The 24,303-nt window shown below is 58.7% G+C and carries 26 protein-coding genes and 1 pseudogene; 20 read left to right on the forward strand and 7 right to left on the reverse strand.

Annotated features, from left to right (window positions below):
• Window positions 1-73 precede the first annotated feature (73 nt).
• Window positions 74-823: an SDR family oxidoreductase gene (locus M2395_RS01370; RefSeq protein WP_053159425.1), complete on the forward strand. Its 750-nt coding sequence runs from the start codon at window positions 74-76 to the stop codon at window positions 821-823.
• Window positions 824-838: 15 nt separating this feature from the next.
• Here M2395_RS01370 and M2395_RS01375 read toward each other — a convergent pair whose 3' ends face one another.
• The 3 genes from M2395_RS01375 to M2395_RS01385 all read right to left on the reverse strand — a co-directional run bounded on the left by M2395_RS01375 (window position 839) and on the right by M2395_RS01385 (window position 2,438).
• Complete coding sequence (locus tag M2395_RS01375; RefSeq protein WP_011062155.1) at window positions 839-1,543, reverse strand: YoaK family protein; 705 nt, start codon at window positions 1,541-1,543, stop codon at window positions 839-841.
• 42 nt (window positions 1,544-1,585) lie between these two features.
• Window positions 1,586-1,921 (reverse strand): DUF6388 family protein, encoded by a 336-nt coding sequence (locus M2395_RS01380; protein ID WP_015636275.1) that lies wholly within the window; start codon window positions 1,919-1,921, stop codon window positions 1,586-1,588.
• Window positions 1,922-1,982: 61 nt separating this feature from the next.
• Window positions 1,983-2,438: an RDD family protein gene (locus M2395_RS01385; RefSeq protein WP_077934483.1), complete on the reverse strand. Its 456-nt coding sequence runs from the start codon at window positions 2,436-2,438 to the stop codon at window positions 1,983-1,985.
• Window positions 2,439-2,622: 184 nt separating this feature from the next.
• Between M2395_RS01385 and M2395_RS01390 the strand changes: the two genes are divergently transcribed.
• On the forward strand, window positions 2,623-3,375 hold the full coding sequence (locus M2395_RS01390; RefSeq protein WP_123430483.1) for an outer membrane beta-barrel protein: 753 nt from the start codon (window positions 2,623-2,625) through the stop codon (window positions 3,373-3,375).
• Between the two features lie 72 nt (window positions 3,376-3,447).
• On the opposite strand, the gene M2395_RS01395 is transcribed toward M2395_RS01390, so the two are convergent.
• Window positions 3,448-4,356, reverse strand: a complete 909-nt coding sequence (locus M2395_RS01395; RefSeq protein WP_011062151.1) for a LysR family transcriptional regulator — start codon at window positions 4,354-4,356, stop codon at window positions 3,448-3,450.
• Window positions 4,357-4,481: 125 nt separating this feature from the next.
• Here M2395_RS01395 and M2395_RS01400 point away from each other — a divergent pair, with 125 nt between their 5' ends.
• The 8 genes from M2395_RS01400 (at window position 4,482) to M2395_RS01435 (ending at window position 12,016) form a co-directional block, all read left to right on the forward strand.
• A complete protein-coding gene (locus M2395_RS01400; protein WP_185057780.1) occupies window positions 4,482-5,630 on the forward strand; it encodes a muconate cycloisomerase family protein in 1,149 nt (382 codons plus the stop codon).
• 10 nt (window positions 5,631-5,640) lie between these two features.
• Entirely contained in the window at window positions 5,641-5,931 is a 291-nt protein-coding gene (gene catC, locus M2395_RS01405) for a muconolactone Delta-isomerase (protein ID WP_011062149.1), read from the forward strand.
• A gap of 51 nt (window positions 5,932-5,982) precedes the next feature.
• Window positions 5,983-6,912, forward strand: a complete 930-nt coding sequence (catA, locus tag M2395_RS01410; protein WP_011062148.1) for a catechol 1,2-dioxygenase — start codon at window positions 5,983-5,985, stop codon at window positions 6,910-6,912.
• A 136-nt stretch (window positions 6,913-7,048) separates the two neighbouring features.
• A complete protein-coding gene (locus M2395_RS01415; protein ID WP_015636271.1) occupies window positions 7,049-8,005 on the forward strand; it encodes an AraC family transcriptional regulator in 957 nt (318 codons plus the stop codon).
• A 221-nt stretch (window positions 8,006-8,226) separates the two neighbouring features.
• A complete protein-coding gene (gene benA / locus M2395_RS01420; protein WP_123430485.1) occupies window positions 8,227-9,591 on the forward strand; it encodes a benzoate 1,2-dioxygenase large subunit in 1,365 nt (454 codons plus the stop codon).
• A complete protein-coding gene (gene benB, locus M2395_RS01425) occupies window positions 9,588-10,076 on the forward strand; it encodes a benzoate 1,2-dioxygenase small subunit (RefSeq protein ID WP_011062145.1) in 489 nt (162 codons plus the stop codon). Before benA ends, benB begins: the two co-directional genes overlap by 4 nt.
• 10 nt (window positions 10,077-10,086) lie before the next feature.
• A complete protein-coding gene (gene benC, locus M2395_RS01430; protein ID WP_041119025.1) occupies window positions 10,087-11,100 on the forward strand; it encodes a benzoate 1,2-dioxygenase electron transfer component BenC in 1,014 nt (337 codons plus the stop codon).
• A gap of 142 nt (window positions 11,101-11,242) precedes the next feature.
• Window positions 11,243-12,016 carry a 1,6-dihydroxycyclohexa-2,4-diene-1-carboxylate dehydrogenase gene (locus M2395_RS01435; RefSeq protein WP_123430486.1) on the forward strand — a complete coding sequence of 258 codons (774 nt, stop codon included), beginning with the start codon at window positions 11,243-11,245 and terminating at the stop codon, window positions 12,014-12,016.
• 75 nt (window positions 12,017-12,091) lie between these two features.
• Here M2395_RS01435 and M2395_RS01440 read toward each other — a convergent pair whose 3' ends face one another.
• Complete coding sequence (locus tag M2395_RS01440; RefSeq protein WP_123430747.1) at window positions 12,092-12,634, reverse strand: hypothetical protein; 543 nt, start codon at window positions 12,632-12,634, stop codon at window positions 12,092-12,094.
• Between the two features lie 328 nt (window positions 12,635-12,962).
• Entirely contained in the window at window positions 12,963-13,724 is a 762-nt protein-coding gene (locus M2395_RS01445) for an SDR family NAD(P)-dependent oxidoreductase (protein WP_123430487.1), read from the reverse strand.
• Between the two features lie 410 nt (window positions 13,725-14,134).
• Here M2395_RS01445 and M2395_RS01450 point away from each other — a divergent pair.
• The 5 genes and pseudogenes from M2395_RS01450 to M2395_RS01470 all read left to right on the forward strand — a co-directional run.
• Window positions 14,135-14,899 (forward strand): annotated as a pseudogene (locus M2395_RS01450) (LTA synthase family protein); the annotation flags it as partial.
• Window positions 14,900-15,116: 217 nt separating this feature from the next.
• Entirely contained in the window at window positions 15,117-15,476 is a 360-nt protein-coding gene (locus M2395_RS01455) for a nucleotide pyrophosphohydrolase (RefSeq protein WP_123430748.1), read from the forward strand.
• Window positions 15,473-16,456 (forward strand): hypothetical protein, encoded by a 984-nt coding sequence (locus M2395_RS01460; RefSeq protein ID WP_123430488.1) that lies wholly within the window; start codon window positions 15,473-15,475, stop codon window positions 16,454-16,456. Before M2395_RS01455 ends, M2395_RS01460 begins: the two co-directional genes overlap by 4 nt.
• Window positions 16,457-17,270: 814 nt before the next feature.
• On the forward strand, window positions 17,271-18,005 hold the full coding sequence (locus tag M2395_RS01465) for a hypothetical protein (RefSeq protein ID WP_123430489.1): 735 nt from the start codon (window positions 17,271-17,273) through the stop codon (window positions 18,003-18,005).
• The gene (locus tag M2395_RS01470; protein ID WP_123430490.1) at window positions 17,995-20,277 is read left to right on the forward strand and encodes a DEAD/DEAH box helicase; all 2,283 of its coding nucleotides are present in this window, start codon (window positions 17,995-17,997) and stop codon (window positions 20,275-20,277) included. The genes M2395_RS01465 and M2395_RS01470 overlap by 11 nt, the downstream gene beginning before the upstream one ends.
• A 48-nt stretch (window positions 20,278-20,325) precedes the next feature.
• On the opposite strand, the gene M2395_RS01475 is transcribed toward M2395_RS01470, so the two are convergent.
• On the reverse strand, window positions 20,326-20,607 hold the full coding sequence (locus tag M2395_RS01475; protein ID WP_123430491.1) for a fructose-bisphosphate aldolase: 282 nt from the start codon (window positions 20,605-20,607) through the stop codon (window positions 20,326-20,328).
• Window positions 20,608-21,045: 438 nt separating this feature from the next.
• Between M2395_RS01475 and M2395_RS01480 the strand changes: the two genes are divergently transcribed.
• From M2395_RS01480 to M2395_RS01500, 5 genes are all read left to right on the forward strand, one after another.
• Window positions 21,046-22,014: a hypothetical protein gene (locus tag M2395_RS01480; protein WP_123430492.1), complete on the forward strand. Its 969-nt coding sequence runs from the start codon at window positions 21,046-21,048 to the stop codon at window positions 22,012-22,014.
• Window positions 22,014-22,700: a hypothetical protein gene (locus M2395_RS01485; RefSeq protein WP_123430493.1), complete on the forward strand. Its 687-nt coding sequence runs from the start codon at window positions 22,014-22,016 to the stop codon at window positions 22,698-22,700. Before M2395_RS01480 ends, M2395_RS01485 begins: the two co-directional genes overlap by 1 nt.
• A 70-nt stretch (window positions 22,701-22,770) precedes the next feature.
• The gene (locus M2395_RS01490) at window positions 22,771-23,253 is read left to right on the forward strand and encodes a DUF4265 domain-containing protein (RefSeq protein WP_123430494.1); all 483 of its coding nucleotides are present in this window, start codon (window positions 22,771-22,773) and stop codon (window positions 23,251-23,253) included.
• Between the two features lie 347 nt (window positions 23,254-23,600).
• Window positions 23,601-23,918, forward strand: a complete 318-nt coding sequence (locus tag M2395_RS01495; RefSeq protein ID WP_123430749.1) for a transcriptional regulator — start codon at window positions 23,601-23,603, stop codon at window positions 23,916-23,918.
• Window positions 23,908-24,192: a DNA-binding transcriptional regulator gene (locus M2395_RS01500; protein ID WP_015636246.1), complete on the forward strand. Its 285-nt coding sequence runs from the start codon at window positions 23,908-23,910 to the stop codon at window positions 24,190-24,192. Before M2395_RS01495 ends, M2395_RS01500 begins: the two co-directional genes overlap by 11 nt.
• Window positions 24,193-24,303 lie beyond the last annotated feature (111 nt).

Consider the following 24,303-nt stretch of genomic DNA (forward strand, 5'->3'; position numbering starts at 1 on the left):
CTTTGCCCGGCCCCAAACCGCGAAGCGAGGGATAGACTCGCGCCTTCATTCAACCGGGGACAAGGAGCAAGGGATGATGGATTTGAATTCGGCGGTGGTAGTGGTCACGGGGGCCGGAAGAGGCTTGGGGGCCGCGCTGGCCATCAGCCTGGCGGACCAGGGCTGCAAGCTGATTCTCTGTGGGCGCAACCCCGAGGCCCTGGCGCAGGTCAGCGCGGCCATCAAGGCGCGTACCGGCAGCCCCGCCGATCAGGTGGTGGTGGACCTGGCCAGCAGCGACAGCGTCAAGGCCGCCCTGGCTGAGATCCACGTCCGCCACCCGCAAGTGGACATCCTGATCAACAACGGCGCCATGTGGCTGGAGGCCAGCGAGCAGCCCCACAGCGCCGCTGAAGTCACCGGGGTGATCGACGCTGCACTGAGCGGCACCTTCCTCCTGACCCAGGGCCTGCTGCCGGTGCTCAAGGCTTCCAAGCGCCCGGACATCGTCACCATCGGCTCCATCAGCGGCTTGCCCAATGCACCGCTGCACAGCGTGTCGCTGCCGTTCTATGCGGCCAAGCACGGGCAGCTGGCCCTGGCCGATGGCCTGCGGCAGATGCTCAAGGGCACGCCGGTGCGCTCGCTGTGCGTGCACCCGCCGTACCTGGAAGATGTCTCGCCGCTGGATGAGGCCTGGCAGCAGATTCCGGCGCGGCAGAAGGGCGAGCAGGGCACCAACCGCGATGTGGTGGAGGCCGTGATCTTCGCCCTGACCCGGCCGCGGCATATCAGCCTGTCGTCGATCGTGATCGATACCGACAGCGGCGGCCTGTTCAGCTGATAGCCATGCTCAATGTCAGCGGTTCTTGTAGCCCAGTTGCCAGCGGCGAGGGATCTTCAATGACGCCACACCCAGCAGCACGGCAAACAACCCGCTGACATACAGTGCCTTGAGCCCCAGGTGCTGTTCCAGCAAGGCGCCCAGCACCGCCCCGGCGAACATGCCGCTCCAGGGCACCAGTTGCACCCGCCAGCCGTTGCGCCGGTCGCCGAGCATCCAGCGCCCCAGGCCGCGGCCAAAGCGTGAGAGGGCGCCGGTGACGTAGGTCAGGCCGATGGGCAGGCCGTTCACTTCCTCCACCGCGGCGTTGAGCATGCCCATGGCAATGATGGCCGCCAGCAGGGCCGGCAGTTGCTGCTCGAAAGGCCAGGCGGCAGAGGCGCAGAGCAACGCGCCGATGCTCAGCAGCAAGGGCAGGGCACGGTGCCCGGCCAGGCGACTGACCACCACGCCCAGGGCGTTACCGACGATAAAGGTCGCCACCAGGAGCAGCAGGCGCAGCACCAGGCCCGGTTCGCCATCGCTGATGGCTACGGCCATGCGCGTGGTGTTGCCGCTCATGAAGGAAACGAAATCCCCGGTGGCCATGAAGCCGATTGCGTCGGTCATCCCCGCCAGCACCGAAAGGCAGGCCACCAGCCCGAGGCCGACCCGTCCGCGCCATTTCTGCGTGTGCTGCAGGGCTGCGCTGGCCGATTGCGTGGAAGTCGAAGGCAACATCGTCGGTTCTCCTGAACAGGGACTGCGAGGGGCGCGTGCGGGTCAAGGCCGAGGGTCAAGGTGGTGCAGGGTGCAGTACTCGTCCCACGGCATGCCGGCCATCTCCGCCACTTCCCGGTGCACCTCAAGGCGCTGGACGTGGAATTCCTCGGGGCTGGCAGCGGTCAGTTGCAGGCTCAGTTCCCAGGCGAACAGCCCAAGGCGTTCGGCTTCGGCCTCGAAGGCTTCATGCAGGCGCTCGGCGCGATACTGCGCCGGGGTTTCGCCCCGGGCCCGGGCTTCCAGGGGGTTGAGGTTGTCCAGCTGTTCGCGCAGCTCGGGGCGCTGTTCGAGGAACGTGACCAAGGCCTGTTCATGCGGGTGTTGATCGATTGCCATGAAGACTCCCGGAAAAAGCGCCACGCCAGGGCGCAAGACTGAATGGGTTACGGCCGGATGCTCAAGGCAGGTTCGGCTGAGCGGTCATCAAGCCACGCAGCCGCGCCAGATCCTTGCACGGGATGACATAGGTGCGCGCCAGCCGGTCGCCGATGCGCTGGCCGCGGCTTGATTCGCAGCAGATCAGCAGGGTCACCGGGCTGATGGCCGCTTCGAAGGGACGGGTCGCCGAGCGGATCAATATCTGCAACAGCGAGGGGGGCTGGCCGATGCCATTGATCACTTGCAGGCCGCAAAGGGCCTTGCCGGCGGTGTAGCCACGCCACAGGTATTCGTTGAGGGGAAAATACAGGCACCAGGTGGCCAGCAGGCACCAGGTGGAAAATTGCTCCATATCCGGGTATTGGAGGCGTTCGGCCAGTCGGCACAGGACAAACCACAGCAGCAGTACCAGCAGGCCGTCGACCAGATAAGCCAGAATGCGCCGGATGATCAGGCCGGCTCTCGATACTTCCATGCACTGCCCCAAAGACTACGCCCTGTATTGAGCGCGCTATTGTAAGGCCTAAAGCCCCTGCGGGGGCGAGGCTTCACAGGGATGTGAAAAAAACGTGAAAAATAATTAGAACCTTTTGCTTTCGACTTCCCTCGAAAAGGCTCCTGCAGCATTTGCCTTATTCAAACAGGGAGATCTACACACGATGTCAAAGGTATTCGCAACCCTTCTGGCCAGCACCTCTGCAGCCACCTTGCTGGCCCTTTCCAGCAGCGCCATGGCCGCCCCGGCCACCGGGCCGATTTCCACCCTGGGTATCCTCGGTAGCTACAACGACTTCAAGCTCGAAGGCGGTAGTGAAAGCGACAAGGAGCACCTGGGTGAAGGGGGTGTGTTCTACAACTTCGGCAACAAGATGACCGCCGAATCGGGCCTGATCTACCAGGCCGGGGTCGAGGCCAAGTTCGGCAAGAAGCACGACAACAAGCTCAAGGAAGGCCAGGCCGACCTCGACCTGGGCTGGCGCGCCGCCCTGGATGCACGCAACTTTGTCGATGTGCTGGTGGGGGGTGGCTACACCTGGACCCGCTACGAGCCGGACACCGGCGACTACGACATGAAGCTCACCAACAAGTCGCCCTTCGCCAAGGCTGCCCTGGGCTACAACCACCAGTTCGACGACCTGACCATGCGCGTCGAGCTGGGTGCGCGCCACACCATCAACGGCAAGGCGCGGCTCAAGGTGGATGACGTCGGCAGCGACACCGTGGACCTCAAGGACCGCACCAACCCTTACGCCGAGGTGAATTTCTTGATGAACCAGAACGGCTCGCTGCCGGTCATGGCCGGGGTCTATTACACCCGCTCCGAGTACAAGCTGGACGAAGATACGCCTGTGGCTGACAACACCAAGCTCAAGCGTAACGAGTATGGCTTCAAGGTGGGCCTGACCTTCTAAGGGCCGCCGCCCGTTTCAAGCTGCATGAGAGCCGCCGGTGCCCGTCTTTCGATGGGGCCGGCGGTTGTGCTTTCAACTGACGATGGGGTGTTCGCGGCCGATCTCGCTGCGCAACTGGGCGATCAGGTGCAGGCAGTGGGTGAGGCCCGGCGAGGGCTCGCCGATGCGGCGGCTGAGGATGATCGGCGAGGTGGCCTCGGCCTCCAGTAGCGGGCAGAAGCCGATGTCGTCACGGTGCAGCACCTGCACCGAGGCCGGTACCAGGGTAATGCCGATGCCGGCGCCCACCAGGCCGATGGCGGTCTGCAATTCGTTGGTCCACTGGGCGATCTTCAGGTTCAGGCCCCGGGCACTGAACAGCGCGATCACATGGTCGGCGTAGCTCGGGCGCGGGTTGGCCGGGTACAGCACGAAAGGCTCGTCCGCCAGTTGCGCCAGGCTCACCGGTTGCCCCAGCAGCGGGTGGCCGGCGGGCAGGGCGACCACCAGGCGGTCTTCGGTCAGCACCTTCTGCACGATGGCCGGGTCGTCGATATGGATACGCCCGAAGCCGATGTCGATGCGCCCGGCCTTCAAGGCTTCCACCTGCTGCAGGGTAGTCATCTCCGACAGGCCCAGTTCCAGTTCCAGGGTGCCGTTGCTGCGCAGGCGGCGGATCAGTTGCGGCAGCACGCCGTACAGGGTCGAGGGGGCAAAGCCGATGCCCAGCCAGGTCTTGTGCCCCAGGCCGATGCGCCGGGTGTTGTCGCAGACCTTGCCCAACTGCTCCAGTACCCGGTTGGAGTGCTCGTAGAAAAACCGCCCGGCGGCGGTCAGGCGCAGCGGTCGGCCACGCTCCAGCAGCAGCACCCCTAACTCGTCTTCCAGTTGCTGGATCTGCCGGCTCAACGGCGGCTGGGCGATGTGCAGGCGCTCGGCGGCGCGGGTGAAATTGAGGGTTTCCCCCAGCACCTGGAAATAGCGCAGATGACGCAGTTCCATGACAGCTCCCCAGTGGTGAAGTGCATACCTTAAAGGTATCAAGCCAGACCAATTCTATATTGGAACCCCGGAAAAAGCCGGGACAGAATCGCTGGCAGAACTTCAAGAACCTGATGGGTATGGAAATGCACGCTTTTGCCATTGAATCGATCGAGACGATCATCGTCGATCTGCCGACCATCCGCCCCCACAAGCTGGCCATGCACACCATGCAGAACCAGACCCTGGTGCTGATCCGCCTGCGCTGCGCCGACGGCATCGAAGGCCTGGGGGAATCCACCACCATCGGTGGCCTGGCCTATGGCAATGAAAGCCCGGACAGCATCAAGACCAATATCGACCGTTTCGTCGCGCCGCTGCTGATCGGCCAGGACGCCAGCAACATCAACGCCGCCATGCTGCGCCTGGAGCAGAGCATCCGCGGCAACACCTTCGCCAAATCCGGTATCGAAAGCGCCTTGCTCGACGCCCAGGGCAAGCGCCTCGGGCTGCCGGTCAGCGAACTGCTGGGCGGCCGGGTGCGCGATGCCCTGCCGGTGGCCTGGACCCTGGCCAGCGGCGACACCGCCAAGGACATCGCCGAAGCGCAGAAGATGCTCGACCTGCGCCGCCACCGCATCTTCAAGCTGAAGATCGGCGCCGGTGAAGTGGACCGCGACCTGGCCCACGTGATCGCCATCAAGAAGGCCCTAGGCGACAGCGCCAGCGTGCGGGTCGACGTCAACCAGGCCTGGGACGAAGCCGTGGCCCTGCGCGCCTGCCGCATCCTCGGCGGCAATGGCATCGACCTGATCGAACAACCGATTTCGCGCAACAACCGCGCCGGCATGGTGCGCCTGAATGCCAGCAGCCCGGCGCCGATCATGGCCGACGAATCCATCGAGTGCGTGGAAGACGCCTTCAACCTGGCCCGGGAAGGGGCGGCTTCGGTGTTCGCCCTGAAGATCGCCAAGAACGGCGGCCCTCGCGCCACCCTGCGCACCGCGGCGATTGCCGAGGCGGCGGGCATCGGCCTGTACGGCGGCACCATGCTCGAGGGCGGCATCGGCACCCTGGCCTCGGCCCACGCCTTCCTGACCCTGAACAAACTGAGCTGGGACACCGAACTGTTCGGCCCGCTGCTGCTGACCGAGGACATCCTCGCCGAGCCGCCGGTGTACCGGGATTTCCACCTGCATGTCTCAAAGGCACCGGGCCTTGGCCTGAGCCTGGACGAAGAGCGCCTGGCGTTCTTCCGTCGCGACAAAACCACCCCCGTGCTGCATCACACCTGAGGAGGGCTGCATGCTATTCCACGTGAAAATGACCGTGAACCTGCCGGTCGACATGAACCCCGAGCGCGCCGCGCAGCTGAAAGCCGACGAAAAGGCCCTGGCCCAACGCCTGCAGGCCGAAGGCAAGTGGCGCCACCTGTGGCGCATCGCCGGGCTGTACGCCAACTACAGCGTGTTCGACGTCGACAGCGTGCAGGAATTGCACGACACCCTGATGCAATTGCCGCTGTACCCCTACATGGCCATCGAAGTTGACGCCATGTGCAGGCATCCTTCGTCCATTCATGAGGATGACCGCTGAGCCCGTGCCAGCCCGTTCACCACTCTAATAAATACAAGATGAGGATTAATCATGAACGTCAGAATTTCCCACACTGCCAGCGCCCAGCAGTTTCTTGAAGAAGCCAGCGGCCAGTTCACCGAGGGCGGCAACCCCCGGGCCAAGGCCATCATCTACCGCATCCTGCGGGATTCGGTGAACATCATCGAAGACCTGGAGATCACCCCGGAAGAGTTCTGGAAGGCCGTCAATTACCTCAACGTTCTCGGCGCCCGCCAGGAAGCCGGGCTACTGGCCGCGGGCCTGGGCCTGGAGCATTACCTGGACCTGCTGATGGACGCCGCCGACGAACAGGTGGGCAAGACCGGCGGCACCCCGCGCACCATCGAAGGCCCGCTGTACGTGGCCGGTGCACCGCTGAGCCAGGGCGAAGCGCGCCTGGACGACGGCGTCGACCCGGGGGTGGTGCTGTTCATGCAGGGGCAGGTCCGCAACACCGCCGGCGAGCCACTGGCCGGGGCCATCGTCGATGTCTGGCACGCCAACACCGGCGGCACCTATTCCTACTTCGACGGCAGCCAGTCGGAATTCAACCTGCGCCGGCGCATCGTCACCGACGCCGAGGGTCGCTACCGTTTTCGCAGCATCGTGCCGTCCGGCTACGGCTGCCCACCGGATGGCCCGACCCAGCAACTGCTGGATCAACTGGGGCGTCACGGCCAGCGCCCGGCGCACATCCACTTCTTCATCTCGGCCGATGACCATCGCCACCTGACCACCCAGATCAACCTGGATGGCGACCAGTACCTGCACGACGACTTCGCCTACGCCACCCGCGACGAGCTGATCGCCCAGATCACCTTCAGCGAAGACCAGGCCCGGGCCAAGGCCCTGGGGGTCAGCGGGCGCTTTGCCGAGATCGAGTTCGACTTCACCCTGCAGTCTTCGGCCCAGCCGCAAGAGCAGCAGCGCCACGAGCGGGTCCGCGCCCTGGAGGACTGAAGCGCCGACCGTGCCTGGCCCGGCCACGGAGCACCGACCCAGGTGCCCGTGGCTTTTGCCGTTATGCCGGGCCTGACGAGACTGCGCTGCGTGCCTGAAGCGCAGACCCAATAAGAACCATCAGAGTGACCCGATCATGCAGATGCATCTGTTGAGTGAGCGCAGCAGCGTGTTTGTTCAAGCCGATCCCTATGCCGTATCCGGTTACGTCAATCAGCACGTGGGCAGCCACTGCATCCGCCTGCCCCGGGCCGGCCATCCCCAGGCCAGCCTGCAGCACCGGGCCCTGGCCAGCCTGGATTTGTGCAGCATCAGCTACGGCGCCAGTGTGCGCGTCACCTCGCCGGCCCTGGAAAGCATCTACCACTTGCAAGTACTGCTGCGGGGCCACTGCCGGTGGCGTGGCCCGGGCCAGGAGCACTACTTCGCCCCGGGGGAACTGCTGCTGATCAACCCCGACGACCCGGTGGACCTGACCTATTCCGACGACTGCGAAAAATTCATCATCAAGATTCCCACCCGCCTGCTGGAAAACGCCTGCCAGGAACAGCGCTGGCAGTACCCGGGGCAGGGCGTGCGCTTTCTGCGCCAGCGCTACCAACTGCAGGAACTGGAAGGCTTCGTGCCCTTGCTGAGCCTGCTGTGCCAGGAAGCCGAAGCCCTGGAAAGCATGCCCAAGGTCCAGGAGCACTACGCGCACATCCTGGTGGGCAAACTGCTGGGGCTGATGCAGACCAACGTGCAGCGCGGTGCCCTGGGCGCCTCGGCGGCGACCTTCGAACGGATTGCCGACTACATCGAACGCAACCTCAAGCACGACATCGGCTGCGAAGAACTGGCGCAACAGGCGCGCATGAGCCTGCGCTCGCTGTACGCGCTGTTCGAGCGCAACGCCCGCACCACGCCGAAGAACTACATCCGCCAGCAGAAACTGCAACGGGTGCACGCCTGCCTCAGCGACCCGCACAGCCCGGTGCGCAACGTCACCGAACTGGCCCTGGATTTCGGCTTCCTGCACCTTGGGCGTTTTGCCCAAAGCTACCGCCAGCAATACGGCGAACTGCCCTCCGACACCCTCAAGCGTCGGCACTGATCCTCTGGCATCGGTTTCTTGTAGGAGCTGGCTTGCCAGCGAAGAGGCCTGCAGGCTCAGCACCCCATCCAAGGGCCTTTTCGCCGGCAAGCCGGCTCCTACACAGGCCACGTCGGCGCTTTTGCAGAAAACGGATACAGGTCTGCAGGCATTGGCTATTGCCCGTTCCAAGCCCGCCCTAGCATGGCCCTGCCTGAATAAAAACAATGGAGGCGGCGGCCATGTCCCTGCGACCCGAATACCTGCATTCCCTGCTTGAAGAAGACCCCGACCAGGGCGTCTACCGCTGCAAGCGGGAGATGTTCACCGACCCCCGGCTGTTCGACCTGGAGATGCAGCACATCTTCGAAGGCAACTGGCTGTACCTGGCCCACGAAAGCCAGATCCCCAACCCCAACGACTACTACAGCACCACCATGGGCCGGCAGCCGGTGTTCATCGCGCGCAACAAGAACGGCGAACTCAATGCCTTCATCAACGCCTGCAGCCATCGCGGCGCCATGCTTTGCCGGCACAAGACCGGCAACAAGGCCTCCTTCACCTGCCCGTTCCACGGCTGGACCTTCAACAACACCGGCAAGCTGCTCAAGGTCAAGGACCCGGCCGCCGCCGGCTACCCGGCCAGCTTCAACTGCGAAGGCTCCCACGACCTGACCCGCGTCGCGCGCTTCGAGTCCTACCGCGGTTTCCTGTTCGGCAGCCTCAACCCCGACGTGCTGCCCCTGGTGGAGCACCTGGGGGAGTCGGCGAAGATCATCGACATGATCGTCGACCAGTCCGCCGACGGCCTGGAGGTGCTGCGCGGTTCTTCCAGCTACATCTACGAAGGCAACTGGAAGCTCACCGCCGAGAACGGCGCCGACGGCTACCACGTCAGCTCGGTGCACTGGAACTACGCCGCCACCCAGAACCAGCGCAAGCAGCGCGAGGCCGGGGAAGACATCCGCACCATGAGCGCCGGCACCTGGGCCAAGCAGGGCGGCGGTTTCTACTCCTTTGACAAGGGCCACATGCTGCTCTGGACCCGCTGGTCCAACCCCGAAGACCGCCCGCTCTACGAGCGCCGCGACGAACTGGCCCAGGACTTTGGCCAGGCCCGCGCCGATTGGATGATCGAGAACTCGCGCAACCTGTGCCTGTACCCCAACCTCTACCTGATGGACCAGTTCAGCTCGCAGATCCGCATCGCCCGGCCGATCTCCGTGGACCGCACCGAAATCACCATCTACTGCATCGCCCCCAAGGGCGAGAGCGACGAAGCCCGGGCCCGGCGCATCCGCCAGTACGAAGACTTCTTCAACGTCAGCGGCATGGCCACCCCCGACGACCTGGAGGAATTCCGCTCCTGCCAGCTCGGCTACCAGGGCAGCATCACGGCCTGGAACGACATGTCCCGCGGCGCCGAGCATTGGGTCCAGGGGGCGGACGACGCAGCGAAAGAAATCGACCTGCAACCGATCCTCAGCGGGGTGCGCACCGAGGACGAGGGCCTGTTCGTGATGCAGCACAAGTACTGGCAGCAAACCATGCTCGCGGCTCTGGAGCTTGAAGCCTCTCGCCGGATCGACGTGGAGGCCGTGCAATGACCATTTCCTACGACGCCGTGCGCGATTTCCTGTACCGCGAAGCCCGCTACCTGGACGACAAGGACTGGGACAGCTGGCTGGAACTCTACGCCCCGGACGCCACCTTCTGGATGCCCTCCTGGGACGACAGCGACCAGTTGACCGAAGACCCGCAGCGGGAAATCTCGCTGATCTGGTACGGCAACCGCAGCGGCCTGGAAGACCGGGTGTTCCGCATCAAGACCGAGCGCTCCAGCGCCAGCATTCCCGACACCCGCACCTCCCACAACCTGAGCAATATCGAGCTGCTGGAGCAGGGCGACGGCCAGTGCAAGCTGCGCTTCAACTGGCACACGCTGAGCTTTCGCTACAAGACCGTGGACAGCTACTTCGGCTGCAGCTTCTACACCCTCGACCTGCGGGGCGAAAACCCGCTGATCCTGGCCAAGAAAGTCATCCTGAAGAACGACTACGTTCGCCAGGTCGTCGATATCTACCACCTCTGAGGCGACTGCCATGAGCCATCAAATCGCACTCAATTTCGAAGACGGCGTGACCCGTTTCGTCAACGCCAACCCGGGCGAAACCGTGGCTGACGCCGCCTACCGCCAGGGCATCAATATTCCCCTGGACTGCCGCGACGGCGCCTGCGGCACCTGCAAGTGTTTTGCCGAGGCGGGGCTCTACGAGCTGGGGGAGGACTACATCGAAGACGCCCTGAGCGCCGACGAGGCCGAGCAGGGTTTTGTCCTCACCTGCCAGATGCGCGCCCTCGGTGATTGCGTGGTACGGGTGCCGGCCTCGTCCCAGGTCTGCCGGGCCGGGCAGGCCACCTTCCAGGCCAGCATCAGCGCGGTGCGCCAGTTGTCCGCCAGCACCATCGCCCTGTCGATCAAGGGCGAGGCCCTGAACCAGCTGGCGTTCCTGCCGGGGCAGTACGTCAACCTTGGCGTGCCTGGCAGCGAGCAGACCCGCGCCTATTCCTTCAGCTCCCTGCAGCGCGATGGCGAAGTCAGTTTCCTGATCCGCAATGTGCCCGGCGGCCTGATGAGCAGCTTCCTCACCAGTCTCGCCAAAGCCGGCGACAGCATGACCCTGGCCGGGCCCCTGGGCAGCTTCTACCTGCGGGACATCCGCCGGCCCTTGCTGTTGCTGGCCGGCGGCACCGGGCTGGCGCCGTTCACCGCCATGCTGGAGAAGATTGCCGAGCAGGGCAGCGAGCACCCGTTGCATCTGATCTACGGCGTGACCAACGATTTCGACCTGGTGGAACTGGAGCGCCTGGAAGACTTTGCCGCGCGCATCCCCCAGTTCAGCTTCAGCGCCTGCGTGGCCAACCCCGAGAGCCAGTACCCGCGCAAGGGCTACGTGACCCAGCACATCGAACCGGCGCACCTCAACCAGGGCGATGTGGATGTCTACCTGTGCGGGCCGCCGCCAATGGTGGAGGCGGTGAGCCAGTTCATCCGCGAACAGGGCATCGCCCCGGCGAACTTCTACTACGAGAAATTCGCCGCCAGCGCCGCCTGAAGAGCGCCTCGCTGCTGTAGGAGCTGGCTTGCCAGCGAAGGCGTCCACAAGAGCGCTGCTAGGCTCAAGGGCCTCTTCGCCGGCAAGCCGGCTCCTACGTTGGGTGGTGTTCTCCCTATCTTTTTGCATTCACGAGGTTTCCATGAACCGTTTCCACAACCAAGTCGCCCTGGTCACCGGCGCCGCCCAGGGCATCGGCCGTCGCGTTGCCGAACGCCTGGCCGAAGAGGGCGCCCGCGTGGTGCTGGTGGACCGCTCGGAACTGGTCTTCGAACTGGCCGCTGAACTCGACCCCCGCTACCCGATCCTGGCCCTCACCGCCGACCTAGAGCAGTACAGCGAATGCAGCCGGATCATGGCCGCCGCCATCGCCCACTTCGGCCGCCTCGACATCCTCATCAACAACGTCGGCGGCACCATCTGGGCCAAGCCTTTCGAGCACTACGAGCCGGCGCAGATCGAAGCCGAAGTGCGTCGCTCATTGTTCCCCACCCTGTGGTGCTGCCACGCCGCCTTGCCGCAGATGCTGGAGCAGGGCCGCGGCGCCATCGTCAACGTCTCGTCCATCGCCACCCGCAGCCTCAACCGCGTACCCTACGGCGCGGCCAAGGGCGGCATCAACGCGCTGACTGCGTGCCTGGCGTTTGAAACCGCCGGCCGCGGCGTGCGGGTCAACGCCACCGCCCCCGGCGGCACCGAGGCACCGCCGCGGCGCATTCCGCGCAACAGCGCCGAGCCCAGTACCGAAGAGCAGGCCTGGTACCAGCAGATCGTCGACCAGACCCTGGATAGCAGCCTGATGCACCGCTACGGCAGCGTTGACGAGCAGGCGGCGGCGATCCTGTTCCTGGCCTCCGACGAAGCCTCCTATATCACCGGCACGGTGCTGCCGGTGGGCGGCGGCGATCAGGGCTGAACGAGGGGCGAACTGGACGCCCTTACCTGTAGCTGGCCACGGCGGTGCTTATGCAGCTGGCCAGCCCGATGGCCTCTATGGCTGCGGTGGAATGGGGTAGGGCAAGGTGATCGGCGGTGCATCCTGCAGTTGCCGCGAAGACTGCGCCATCAGATAACCGATGATCTGCGCCGAGCTCAGCTCGATATGCAACATATCTTGATCGCCAAACCACTCGTTGGGCCAGAAGATCAGGTCCGAGGCATTGGCCTCGGGGAAGTTGGTTTCCAGCAGGTTCAGGGCGTAGTCCGTATCAGATTCCGTGCCCTCGCACTGGCAGATGAAATCCGCCAGGGCGCAGGCCTCGGCGAAGCTCAGGTCGTCAACGTAGCGCTCCTGATGAAAGGCCGTGCGCAGAAAGTTCGCCGCGCTGGTATGGCTGTGCATATCGCGAAATTCGTGGAACTCGAAAGGTCGGCCGGCGTGGCTGTTCCACTGCTGGATCAGCGCACTGATCTCGGGGCTTTCCCGTTCCTGGTTGTCCCAGATCTGATCGAGGATCTGCTTGAGCAAGGCCTTCATCAACGCCCGTATTTTTGGCGTCGCGGGGGTTGGTTTCAGCCGTTCCGGCATGGCCATGGGTGTCTCCCTGATTGTCATTTCGTGTCTAGGAGCCGGCTTGCCGGCGAAGGCGTCCGCGAGATCGCCACCAAAGCTTCCAACCAGCCACTCTGATTTGCGCTTAACGATTTTCTTGTCTCTTTCCCGTACCCGATGCACCCGGGTCAGCACTTTGCCTTCCTCTGCTTCGCAAAAAAACCGGGTCATCCGCCGCACTTAAATCGATAGGGTATCCGCCTGCCGGTGTCCTCTAGCCCGCTCTGAAAACTTTGGTGTCCGTCCTTTGGGCGAGTCGGTGAAACAGAGTGACTCGCCTACTCACCTGCTACACCGGAGCACGCTGAACCTAGGTCAGATTCAACCCGCCGTCTGAGAGGAGTATCTCGCCGGTCAAGTAGTCCGACTCGACCAGCATTACAACAGCTTTTGCGATGTCGTCTGGGCTAGCGGCCCTGCGCATAGGGGCGCGAGTTCGCCATAGCTCTTGGGCACCCGTCCACTCTGCGGTCATAGGCGTGTCGACCAAGCCAGGCGCCACAGCGTTTACGCGAATATCTGGCCCCAGGGATAACGCGAGCAAGCGGGTCATGTGATTAAGCGCGGCTTTACTGACCGCATAGGGAATCGATGCACCTTTAGGACGAATACCAGCATGGGAACTAATATTTACGACGCAACCTGCTCGACGGTAACGGGCGGCATCGCGCAATGCCGACTCGGCCAAAGTGACGAGATGGAACGGCGCCACGACATTCACCTCGTTAAGTTCGTGCCACACCGTCGAGTTGGCCGAGGCAAGGTCGCCGTGGGGAATCACTTTGCTAATACCGGCGTTATTGACCAATACGTCGAGTTGCCCCCACGCGGCGATCGCCTCGTTAATAAGCCTGACCCTGTCAGCTTCGACAGCAAGATCAGCTTGCACGTAAATAGCCTGCTGCATTTCGGCAGCCATAGCGCGTCCCGTATCCGCAGAATTTCGCGAATGGATCACCACCGCATAGCCTGCCTGGCTTAGTACACGTGCAATGGCTGCGCCGATACCGGAAGTGGATCCTGTAACCAAGGCGACGCGTAATACGTTATCGATTGTCGGATTGGGGTTCATATGGATTTCTCTAATGGGTTGCTGGAAAGCCAGCACCGGAGCACCAAGCGAGCAACGTCGGCGTCAGGCGGTAACGATGGGCAGGTATCCATCTTCAAATCAGGTTGGCGCTTACCGGGTAAACCGTTGCGGTGAAGTAGACACAGGTTCAGAGCAAGAACGAGCCCGTCGCGGCTGCAAGCAGGGTTGGATTGATTGCGGGTAGGTGCAGGGGGCATGCGGGAGCTATCCGTAGGTTTCCCGATTCGCTGTACGACACAGCGTAAGAGGCCGTAAGGATATTCTTTTCCCAACAGGTTTGGGAGTTCAGCAGTGAGTAGGAAAGGGAGGCGAGCAGGGGAGGGACGGGATGCTCTCACTACGCGGCCACGGGTGTGGCAGATCATTGAGAGTGCTTAAGCAATATCGAGTACCACAAGCTCTACCTGATCGGCGGCAACGCCGGCTGGGCCAACATCAACGGCCTGATCTGCCGAAGCATCGACAACGTCCGCCTGTACGACGAAAGCCACTGGCAATCGCCCCAGGTGGACGTCTGGGGCATCTCCGACCTCGACCTGCTGGAACAAGCCCAGGCCGCCGGTTCCCGCAGCCTGGAGCCATACAACGCCATGCACCTGCTGGACTTCAACATCGGCCGCCTGATGGACATCGCCAAAGCGGGCGGCTACTACGACAACACGATTTTCGTGTTCTTCGGCGACCACAATACCCGCATCAGCCAGATCCCCCACATGGCCCCCGCGTTTGAACAGCTTGGGCTGGAAAGCAACAACGTACCGCTGCTGATCCATGCCCCGGGAATGTTGCAGCCCAAGGTGATCGTAGAAGCCGTCGGCCTCGCCGACCTGCTGCCCACCGTAGCCGGCATGGCCGGGATGCCCTTCACCAATGGCGCCATGGGGCGGGACATTCAGCAGCCAGCGCCGGAGGGGGAGCGGGTGGTGCCGCTGGTATTGAGGGAAGGGACCTTTCCGGTGATTGGCGGCGTGACCAAGGACTTTTTGTTGCAGATGCAGCACGACGGCAGTGGGGCGACCTTGCATGACCTAGCGTCAAACACACCGCGTGAGGATGTGGCGCAGGAGCATCCGCAGGAGTTTGAACGGTTGTTGGAGTTGACGCGGGGGATGCATGAGGGGGCGCGGTTGATGTTGTATCGCAATGTGCGGTGACACCGCGTAGTCATCGGTTGACGCCAGCCCGTGTAGGAGCTGGCTTGCCAGCGAAGGCGGCTGCCTAAGCTCTATCGATCTCAAAAAAGAACGTCCAAAGCAGCCATGACATTAGTAGCGGTCTCTACAAGGGGGCCGTCACTGACCGAATATGGACAGGAAAATCCTTACAAGCTACCGTCACGCTTCCTACAGCTATACACGCGATTTTCCTCTCATGGACGTCTTGAAATCTCTGCAGACGGAACTAGCCACCTTCGCTGCTGAACGTGACTGGGACCAATTCCACACCCCCAAGAACTTGGCCATGGCCTTGTCCGGTGAAGCCGGAGAACTCCTTGAGCGTTTCCAGTGGCTGACTCCCGAGCAAAGCGAGTTCAACGCCCTATCGAGCGAAGCTTTGCAGGCTATCGAAGAAGAAATGGCCGATGTGCTGTTGTATCTGGTACGGCTCGCTGATCGACTCAATGTCGATCTTGGAGCCATTGCGCAGGTGAAGTTGCAGCTCAACGCAGAGAAGTACCCAGTGGCAGAGGCCAAGGGGAACGCCGTCAAATATTCGAGGAGAGGCAAATGACGGCTCGAGTGATTTACCAGCCTTGCTCGGATGATGTCGCACGCAAGAACCTGCAGACCACGATCCTTAACCCTGTGCTGTTCAGCGAAATTGCAGATTTACTTGAGCCTGAACTGCAAGCTGAACTCCTCGCAGCCTTCCCGGATGGCAAATTGTTTATCTGGGGACTTGCTTCGCCTCGAACCAGAAATACCTGGCTCGCCGCAGAGCCAGGAGACACGGTGATCTTCAATACCAAGACGGTCATTACTGTTAGTGCCTGCTTTACCCATCGAACTCACAACCGCGATCTGGCGTTGAAGCTCTGGGGCTGGGCGGATAAAGAAAATGAAAGCACCTGGGAGAATATCTACTTCGTCACCGACGTACGCCACCAGGCTATCCGTTTCAAAGCTATTCAGGCGCATATCAACAGTCGACATGACAGGTCTTTCTATCGTTACGATGACGCTCAAAGCGCCGCGATCCTGGAGCGCTTTCCCAGTCTCGATCACGACTACGCCGATAACGAAGTGAGCCTTGAAGAGGCGCAAAAGGATATCGAGGATCAATCAACAGACGGAATGGCCAACAGACCTACGCGTCTTGAGCACAAATACATCGTTCGCCACTTATTCCAGGGCAAACTCACTGGCCGTTGCTGTATTTGCCTTAATGAGTATCCTCGCCATCTACTAGTTGCCGCACATATTAAAAAACGCTCGGTTTGCAGTCAGAAGGAAAAGCTTGATATCAAGAATATCGCTGTTCCTATGTGCCGACTCGGTTGTGATCCTTTGTTCGAGCATGGTTATCTCTCCGTCAAGGACGGCAAGGTGATCAAACACCCTTCTCGGGAGATGACTGCTGCAACGGCGAGTTATGTGGAGAGTGTGGTTGGAAGAGAAGTAAAGGAGTGGGCGACGAAGAGCCAGAAGTATTTCGACTGGCATCTGAGTGCTCATGGGTTTGAGCCAGGGAAGTTAGTAGGTTTAGGCTGAACAGGTGTGGAGGTCTACCTTTTCTATTTCAGGAGTTTTTGTGTCTTTAGTTTGGTTGTTCATATCTTTTGCCAAGTAGTTGTTTTTAGGGCGCTTCAAAAAAGGCGGATGCTAGTCGTTTCACACCGACTATGCGCCCTCACTCAGTTTAATTCTTGGTTGAGCTTGCCGTGAAAATTAGTGTGGTAACGAAAATTGTACCTTGGCGTAGCAACAGATCCTTGTCTCAAAGTTTGTCGTTGAAGGCCAGGTACCTGCCGCGAGCTGATTTTTCTCCAGCAGGTGACTGAGGTTCATGATGGTGGTGTTTCGGAGATCGGTACACTCAGTGTCTGCTGTGCAAACTAGCGAATCGAGGTGATCTCATACCGCATTCCTCCGTTGCCGGATTGCTAGGCAAAGACCGGTTTGTAGCAGATAAATCCTAAGCACTATTCATCGTCTGTGTAGTGCTCCGTAAACCTGAGAAGCCCATAAAATGGAGCGTTCAGCTATTTATCCCCCTCACGCTCAAGAAAAACTAGCGATCTAATCACTTTCCCTATTTACGTGACGCACGACACGCGTTAGCTTTTACCCACTACTGGCAATGTGCCAATGCAAGGATTAGCAATCGTGGTCGGGATGATCGGTGTTCCGGAAGCTTCACATAAACAATGCGCAAGCTCTTCTTTCTTCTCTAGCATCTCTGCTGCTTGGTGCGAATTTCTCTTTAGTTTTCGTTCCTTTCTCCTTGCCTTATATCTAGAAAACCATCTGATCAGAAATAGTTGGGTATATTCATCCGGCTATAGTTTTGTTTGAAGGTGTTTATATGGCCATAAGTTACGGACAAGCGATTCCTGATGCGTCTTGGGGATGTGAATTTACCGAAGTGCTCGATTCGGCGGGGGTGCAGTTTGTCAAGCTCTGTCATGTTCATGTTTTACAGATATCTCAGATATCAAAAATGCTTGCCTCTTCTGTTGTGGATACGTCTTGGATGGTGGAGTTGGATGAGGGGGCTAGAGAGGCTTATGAATACACAGTGCAAGAAACTGCGGATCTGCTGATCAACATTTTTAAAGCGGCGGAAGAGGCTGGTAGTGTTATAGATGAGTTTGGTGAGCTCATGGTGTCTATGGGGGCAGCTAAGTCTTTAGAAGTTTTGTTTAAACATACACTAATTCCTATTGCTGAATTGTGGAAGCCTCAAGCGAAACAAAATGAGGGTTTTGATTTTCATAGTGTGTGTAGTGCCGATTATCTAAATTTTGGTGAGGCGAAGTATTCGTCAGGGAGCACCTCTTATGGTCGTGCTCTAGATCAGGCAGGGGAGTTTTTGACAGCTAAGAAACATAAAAGAGATTGGGTGCACTTGGTTAACTTGGCGTCGCCGGCCAGTATTCAGAATTTGAATAGCAATCTTCATGGTGTCGTTGCAGCATTTTCAATTCATGCGGAAGACCCGCTAACTGTTTACAAGAATGCGTTGAAGAGGGCTGTTAAATTCGCTAGAGAAAGAAAAGTCGGTTTTGTATATATGGTTGGGGTGACTCATGAAAATTAGAAAAATCAGGGACAGTAGTGACCCATATGGAGACCTGGTTTCTGTGCTTGATGAGCTTCATCGCCATGGTCCGATAAGTTCAGATATTCTCGAAACGCTAAGCTGTTATTGTGTTTATCACCCCGAAGATTTTAGCTTGCTCGAAGAACGGATAATTTCAGCTCTAGGGTTATTTTATAAAGTTGTAAGTCCGGAGAATCTTTACTCATTCCTCTTAGGTTCGATTGGTGAGGCTCACAAAAGCTTATATGGAAAGTATTTGACTCCGGTCCAGGCAAGTGTTAGGCGCGCCGTTGATGATAAGCAATTTGTTTCTATTTCTGCTCCAACTAGCGCCGGCAAGTCGTATTCGATTCGAGACTTTATTGCGGAGCAAGAGGGGGATGCTGTTGTAGTGGTTCCTTCTAGGGCATTGATTGCTGAATATATTAATACTATGAAAGAGCGTTTTCATGGTGATAAAAGAGTCATGATTACTCCTTTTGTTGATGCTGTTTTTACTAGTCGTGAATTACGAAGAATATTTGTGCTTACACCGGAGCGAGCAAGAGACTTGTTCGTCTCGAGCGCTAAGCTAAATGTTGGTGTTTTTTTCTTCGATGAGGCTCATGTCTCTGAGGATCGCGCCCGGGGCATTGTGTTTGATGTGTTGGTTCGGCGCATTCAAAAAACATTTCCAGTTGCTAGGCTAATTTTTGCGCATCCCTTTGTTGATAACCCAGATGCACAATTTAAAAAGCATGGAATACCTTTGGAGAATGGTTACGCTAGATCTTATACACACGGAACAGTGGGAAAGGTCTGTGTTTTTCAGCATCAGAATGGCCGGGATTATGTTTTCTCACCTTTCGATGAAAATGGTCATAGGATTAGAGGGTGCGTAGAATTTGGTGGAGGATTCAATCGTTTTGCATTTAATGGTGATCATTCAATATTAATATATGTTTCGAAAGCATCGATCTACAACGGAACATTTCTGGATGGATATGAGGAGTATGTAGCAAGCTTCCCCACGATAAAGAATTCGGAAGCTAAAAAAATAATTGGTGCAGTAGAGAATCTACTCGGGGCTAATAAAGAAGATCATCGCTCTAGAATGGTTGAGCTGCTTTGGAAGGGCGTTGTAATCCATCATGGGTCGGTCCCGCTTGAAGTTCGATTTATGGTTGAGGATTTTATTCGTGCGGGGTTTGCAAAAATTTGCTTTGCAACTAGTACATTAGCTCAAGGGGTAAATATGCCCTTTGATATTGTTTGGCTGGATAATATGCGCTTTCAAGGTGAGGGGGATGAGGAAAAATCATTGTCCTTCAAGAATCTAATTGGAAGAGCAGGGCGGCTGTCAAACAAGGCAAAGTTTGACTACGGTTATGTGTTTACGCGAAATCCCCAGCTTTTTATTGAGAGAATTAATCACAGCTTTAAATTGAATGAAAAGTCCGTAGTTGACTTGCCGTACGATGAGGATGATGATGCAGCTGAACTGCTGGACTCTATTAAAGATGGAACTTTTGATGATGAGCTTCATTTGCCTAGGTCTAAAATAGATCGCCTGTCTTCTGCGGGTGTTCTTGATGCGGTTGTTAGTATACTGAATATTCTCTACAGACCTGGAGTGTCTTTCAAGGATGTGCTTTATGGTGCGGAAAATTCTGATAACAAAAAGAAATTAAATAATTATTTTCTGGTTATTTTCGAGGGGGCACTAGGGCGGCCTCTGTTTAATGGGGAAATGGCAGTATTTCAGAACGCCATAGGAATTCTACTGCAGACCTTTCAGGGCCGATCATTTAAGGAAGTTGTAGGTATCCGTTACAGCTATATTTCTCGCCGCAGTGAAGGTCGCAGAGGGGAGGCTGAATTCTCTCAGCCGGCAAATAAGTTACCCGATAGCAGCCTGAAAAATACCTTCTCATTATATAAGTTGGGTACCCCTGCTCGAGAGGTTAGCTATGATGCAATTGTTTTTGATACCTATGACTATATGGATCAGGTTATTTCGTTTTCTCTATCTGATGTTTTTATCGCAGCTTTCAAAATATATAAGGCGGAGAGCTCTGATGGTCGCGCAGATAAAATGATTGAGCTTCTGCGGTTTGGCACCAATGACGCAATGCATATGTTGTTAATGCGCTATGGATTCCCTCCTGAGGAAGTTGCTGAAATTACTCCTTATATTCGTACTATCTCGGAGTCAGATATACTCTTTAAAAGTACAATTTATGATGCTCCTATGTATATTAGGAGTATGGTCGAATGGTATCTTCCTTAAATGCTTAGCTTCCAATAAAAAGCCCGCAATGCGGGCTTTTTCATTGTGTTAAAGGCTAAAAGCCCGCGTTTGAATCACCGCCAACACTTCCCGCACGTCCTGAAGTAATAATCGAACGGTGTTGGACACGGTGCCAAGGTCCTTGTCGCTCGCATCTCGCAACGTAGCGCAGGCCATCAGATTCAGATAATCAAGCGCAGTCACCAACCGCTCACTCGCACACGCATGCAAATCCACCAACGGCGCCTGGCTGTCGATAAACAGCACTGGCCCATCGCTGGCGATTGGGGTCATGGGAATAAATCGTTCGGATGGATCTTGAGTATTCATGGTGTCGTTTCTTCCAAGAAAATGAAAAATCGCCACCTGTTGCTGCGAATCAACTGGGTGGCAGCTGTACGCGGGTTCGCAGACCGAGGAAAGAAACAAACCCGGCAGACCCGAAGGTCTCCCACGCACAGCTGCCATAAACGAAACGCAGGCGAAGTTTGCCTGAGTTGACATGGACTGTGTTGTTTGATTCTTTCTTTTGGGCTGCGAAACCCTGCCGCTGACAACATTCAGCGGACGAGAAAACTATAGGGACGCGGTCAATCAGGGGCAATGGCAGCCCTGTAGGAACGGTCTCTCTTCCAGGTAGGGACAGGCTGAGTTTCCTGAAGATTTCATATCCGCTGCATTAGAGGCGAGCCGCATCAGCAATACCCTCTGTCTCCCAGCGATTTTGCTATCCTGCGCCCCCTTTTCCCCACCGCAAGGAGCGCAGGCATGCCCCAGCCCATTGGCAGCAGTCCACAAACAAGGGCTGGCCAACAGCGTCACCTGCAACACCTCCTGTTCCGCCTGACCGCCGCACTCTTGCTCGGCCTCGGGCTCCTCACCCCAGCCGCCCAAGCCAACCCCACCACCACCTACCGCGGCACCCTCGGCGACACTCCGGTTGAACTGGCGCTCACCTACGACTCCCAATACGGCGGCGGTATGTCCGGCTACTGGTTCTCCGAATCCGAGCGCCTGCCCATGGCGTTGGAGTCCACGCCTTTCCATCCCGGCTCCGCGCTCTTGATCAACATCATGGACAACCCGACTCTGCCGGCGACGGCGGTGTCGTTGCAGCCGTTCGCCGAGGGGGCGCAGGCGTTGCAGGGCAGTCTGGTGGATCTGCGCACGGGCACGCAGCAGCCGTTGCAGTTGCAGCGGGTGACGCGCTTTGGTGGCAGTCAGCGGGAGGCGTTTGAGGGGGAGTTGCTGCAGCCGGTGTTCGATCGGGATTTCTATTTCAGTGTGCATGCCGCGCGCAAGGCCGGGGAGGAGGTGGCGCGGGTGGACAGTATTCGAGTCATGAGCCGCACCACCGGGCGGCGGGTGCAGGAGATCAGTGGGCAGTGGTGCCTATCTTCGGTGGGGACCAAGACCCTGACCTTCGGGCATTTTCAGGATGAGGCGCGGATCGATTTCCAGGCCCAGAGCTATCGCGTGGCCGAGGAGGATGGCCGGCTGTGGTGTTCGCCCACTCAGTATTATCTGTACAACCGTGAAGGCAGGAAGTATCTGCGCCACGCGCAGTTGGAGCAGTTCGCGTTGGACGGTACGTTGCGCTTTTCCCCCAGTGGCCAGATGGAGTTCAGCAAGCAGGACTTTATCAATTACGACCAGCGCACTCGGCGTTGGGATTATTACCGGGTGATCAGCCCTGATCGGCTGGAATATCTGTCGTCGGGCGAGGAGCGTTTCTGATGCGTGGGTTTGATGTTGCTCGGGGGCTGGTGGTGCTGGTGTTGGCGCTGTGGCTGTTGCCGGCGCAGGCGTCCCATGGGGTGTATGAGGGGACGTTGGGCAAGCAGGCGATTGTCTTGACCCTGGGTAGCCAGAATGCGGTCTACCAGGGCACCTATGCCTATCAGCGCTATCGCACGCCGATCCGCCTCAAGCCGACCTTCAGTTACAGCAACAAGGTGCTGGCCATGGATGAGCTGGACGAGCAGGGCTTGCCGGTGGCGCGTCTGCAGTTCAATGACTTGCTGAACTCCCGCCAGCAGGAGCAGGTGCGCGGCACTTGGACCAGTTATCGCACGGGCAAGTCCTTGCCCATTGCGCTGAAGCTGGTGGGCCTGGTGGATTCGGATCGCTCGTGGCCGCAGCCGGTCACCACGCTGTTGCAGAGTGCTTCCACTAAACGCTGGTATTTCCAGGTGCCGATGCCGGGCAATGATCAGCGGATCACGACGGTGGAGGTGATGGACAAGGCCAGTGGCAAGTTGCTGCAGACGCTCGCGGTTGAAGCGCCGGGGTGTCGCAACCTGGGGGTGGATACCTTGCAGGTGCAGGCTGAGGGGGAGCAGCTGCGGATTGGCTTTCAGGACTGCAGGTTGCCGGGGTTTGCGTGGAATGCGGGCAGTGGGCGGTTTGAGCCGTTGCCTTGAGGCAGGGGATGGAAGCGTTGGGTAGCAGAACAAGGGTCAGGTGTTGAGCGTGGAAACTGTGGAGCCCCGTATGGATGACAAGCAATCGCCTGTGCTGATTCAGGTGTACATGGCCGATGACGATGGCGCCGTTCGCGAGGAGTTGCTGGCGCGGCGCATCGATGAGGATACCTACGAGTTGCTCTCCTCGCCGGGGCTGGCGCAGAACCTGGCGCGGGGCGATATCGTTTCCATCCGCAATCCCGATGCGCCGGCGCAAGTGCTGAAGCGGGGCGGCAATTTCTGCATTCAGATCTATGCCGACTACATTGATCCGGCGGTGATCAGTGCGCTTGAAAACGAGGTCGCTGGTGAGCTGGGCGGAACACTGGATGGGCTGTTCGAGGGGAACCTTTCATTCGCTGTTCCTGCGAGGAATGGCATGGACCGTATCAATGCGGTGTTCGATCGCTTCCGCGAGAGAACCGGGATTGAGTGGTACTACGCCAATGTCTATAAAAACCTCGACGACGATGAGGATGAGACGCTGTTGAACTGGTGGTTGGACGTGTGATCCTCCTTGGGGCTGCCGCCAGAGCGACCAAGTAACCGACCAAGTAACCGATCAAGCAGGTTGGCAGCTTCGAGTCATTGCAGAGTGACGCGCCTTGGTTTACCACGGCTCTCTTGAGGACACCTTCGCCGGTAAATCGGCTCCGAGCCTGTAAGGCAAATCTGTATTTTCGGTAAGCAGTGGCTGCCCTCGATGATTGCGACCACCCTCGGTGATGAGTAGATCAAACGTCCACCCCTTGCGATGCCTGGTTGCGGCAGGGGTATTGGTCTTTCCAGCGCCAGCAGGTTGTGTCGGACGAATGCCTGTCTGTTCGTCTGTACGGCCTTGCCGTAGATGGTGGAGCCATGTATACCGTTATCGAAACCGAGGTCTTCAAGCGCTACGCCGAGCCTATCTGGAATGACGCCGAGCGCTTGGAATTCATCACCTGGTTGGTCGCAGACCCATGGGTTGGAGACGTCATCCCCGGTACCGGAGGGCTGCGCAAGGTGCGCTGGTCTTGCAGTGGCATCGGCAAGCGCGGCGGCACACGAGTCATCTACTACAACCTGCTTTCGGAAGGTCTTATTTGGTTGCTGATCGTCTACACCAAGGCGAAGTTAAACAATCTGCCCATCGGCTTTCTGAATCAATTGAAAGAGGGAATCAGTCATGGACCATGAACTGCAGCAGTTTCAGAAGGATTTGCTGACTTCGGTGGGCCAGATGAAAGCCGGCAAGGCGGCGCGTGCAACGGTGGTAAAACTGTCCGGGGCGGCAGAGGCCCGGGCTAAGGTGGGGCTCTCTCAGAGTGCGTTTGCCACGCTGTTGGGGGTCAGCCTGCGTACACTGCAGGATTGGGAGCAAGGCCGGCGCCAGCCGACAGGCGCGGCTCAAACGCTGCTGCGTGTGGCCAGCCAGTACCCTGAAGCCTTGCGGGCTTTGCAGCCGGTTTGATGGCGAGTAGACCAGGCGCTGACAAGTCGGTCTTGATGACCGGCTTTTTTGTGCATGCCTGACAGATTCGCATAGTCACTGGTTTGCCAGCGAAGGTGTCCTTGAGACCGC

The sequence above is a fragment of the Pseudomonas sp. BIGb0176 genome (assembly GCF_024810175.1).
Taxonomy (GTDB): domain Bacteria; phylum Pseudomonadota; class Gammaproteobacteria; order Pseudomonadales; family Pseudomonadaceae; genus Aquipseudomonas; species Aquipseudomonas protegens.

Coding starts and splice junctions, on each gene's coding strand:
- M2395_RS01370 (WP_053159425.1), top strand. CDS start 74: ATGATGGATTTGAATTCGGCGGTGGTAGTGGTCACGGGGGCCGGAAGA.
- M2395_RS01375 (WP_011062155.1), bottom strand. CDS start 1,543: ATGTTGCCTTCGACTTCCACGCAATCGGCCAGCGCAGCCCTGCAGCAC.
- M2395_RS01380 (WP_015636275.1), bottom strand. CDS start 1,921: ATGGCAATCGATCAACACCCGCATGAACAGGCCTTGGTCACGTTCCTC.
- M2395_RS01385 (WP_077934483.1), bottom strand. CDS start 2,438: ATGGAAGTATCGAGAGCCGGCCTGATCATCCGGCGCATTCTGGCTTAT.
- M2395_RS01390 (WP_123430483.1), top strand. CDS start 2,623: ATGTCAAAGGTATTCGCAACCCTTCTGGCCAGCACCTCTGCAGCCACC.
- M2395_RS01395 (WP_011062151.1), bottom strand. CDS start 4,356: ATGGAACTGCGTCATCTGCGCTATTTCCAGGTGCTGGGGGAAACCCTC.
- M2395_RS01400 (WP_185057780.1), top strand. CDS start 4,482: ATGCACGCTTTTGCCATTGAATCGATCGAGACGATCATCGTCGATCTG.
- catC (WP_011062149.1), top strand. CDS start 5,641: ATGCTATTCCACGTGAAAATGACCGTGAACCTGCCGGTCGACATGAAC.
- catA (WP_011062148.1), top strand. CDS start 5,983: ATGAACGTCAGAATTTCCCACACTGCCAGCGCCCAGCAGTTTCTTGAA.
- M2395_RS01415 (WP_015636271.1), top strand. CDS start 7,049: ATGCAGATGCATCTGTTGAGTGAGCGCAGCAGCGTGTTTGTTCAAGCC.
- benA (WP_123430485.1), top strand. CDS start 8,227: ATGTCCCTGCGACCCGAATACCTGCATTCCCTGCTTGAAGAAGACCCC.
- benB (WP_011062145.1), top strand. CDS start 9,588: ATGACCATTTCCTACGACGCCGTGCGCGATTTCCTGTACCGCGAAGCC.
- benC (WP_041119025.1), top strand. CDS start 10,087: ATGAGCCATCAAATCGCACTCAATTTCGAAGACGGCGTGACCCGTTTC.
- M2395_RS01435 (WP_123430486.1), top strand. CDS start 11,243: ATGAACCGTTTCCACAACCAAGTCGCCCTGGTCACCGGCGCCGCCCAG.
- M2395_RS01440 (WP_123430747.1), bottom strand. CDS start 12,634: ATGGCCATGCCGGAACGGCTGAAACCAACCCCCGCGACGCCAAAAATA.
- M2395_RS01445 (WP_123430487.1), bottom strand. CDS start 13,724: ATGAACCCCAATCCGACAATCGATAACGTATTACGCGTCGCCTTGGTT.
- M2395_RS01455 (WP_123430748.1), top strand. CDS start 15,117: ATGGACGTCTTGAAATCTCTGCAGACGGAACTAGCCACCTTCGCTGCT.
- M2395_RS01460 (WP_123430488.1), top strand. CDS start 15,473: ATGACGGCTCGAGTGATTTACCAGCCTTGCTCGGATGATGTCGCACGC.
- M2395_RS01465 (WP_123430489.1), top strand. CDS start 17,271: ATGGCCATAAGTTACGGACAAGCGATTCCTGATGCGTCTTGGGGATGT.
- M2395_RS01470 (WP_123430490.1), top strand. CDS start 17,995: ATGAAAATTAGAAAAATCAGGGACAGTAGTGACCCATATGGAGACCTG.
- M2395_RS01475 (WP_123430491.1), bottom strand. CDS start 20,607: ATGAATACTCAAGATCCATCCGAACGATTTATTCCCATGACCCCAATC.
- M2395_RS01480 (WP_123430492.1), top strand. CDS start 21,046: ATGCCCCAGCCCATTGGCAGCAGTCCACAAACAAGGGCTGGCCAACAG.
- M2395_RS01485 (WP_123430493.1), top strand. CDS start 22,014: ATGCGTGGGTTTGATGTTGCTCGGGGGCTGGTGGTGCTGGTGTTGGCG.
- M2395_RS01490 (WP_123430494.1), top strand. CDS start 22,771: ATGGATGACAAGCAATCGCCTGTGCTGATTCAGGTGTACATGGCCGAT.
- M2395_RS01495 (WP_123430749.1), top strand. CDS start 23,601: ATGTATACCGTTATCGAAACCGAGGTCTTCAAGCGCTACGCCGAGCCT.
- M2395_RS01500 (WP_015636246.1), top strand. CDS start 23,908: ATGGACCATGAACTGCAGCAGTTTCAGAAGGATTTGCTGACTTCGGTG.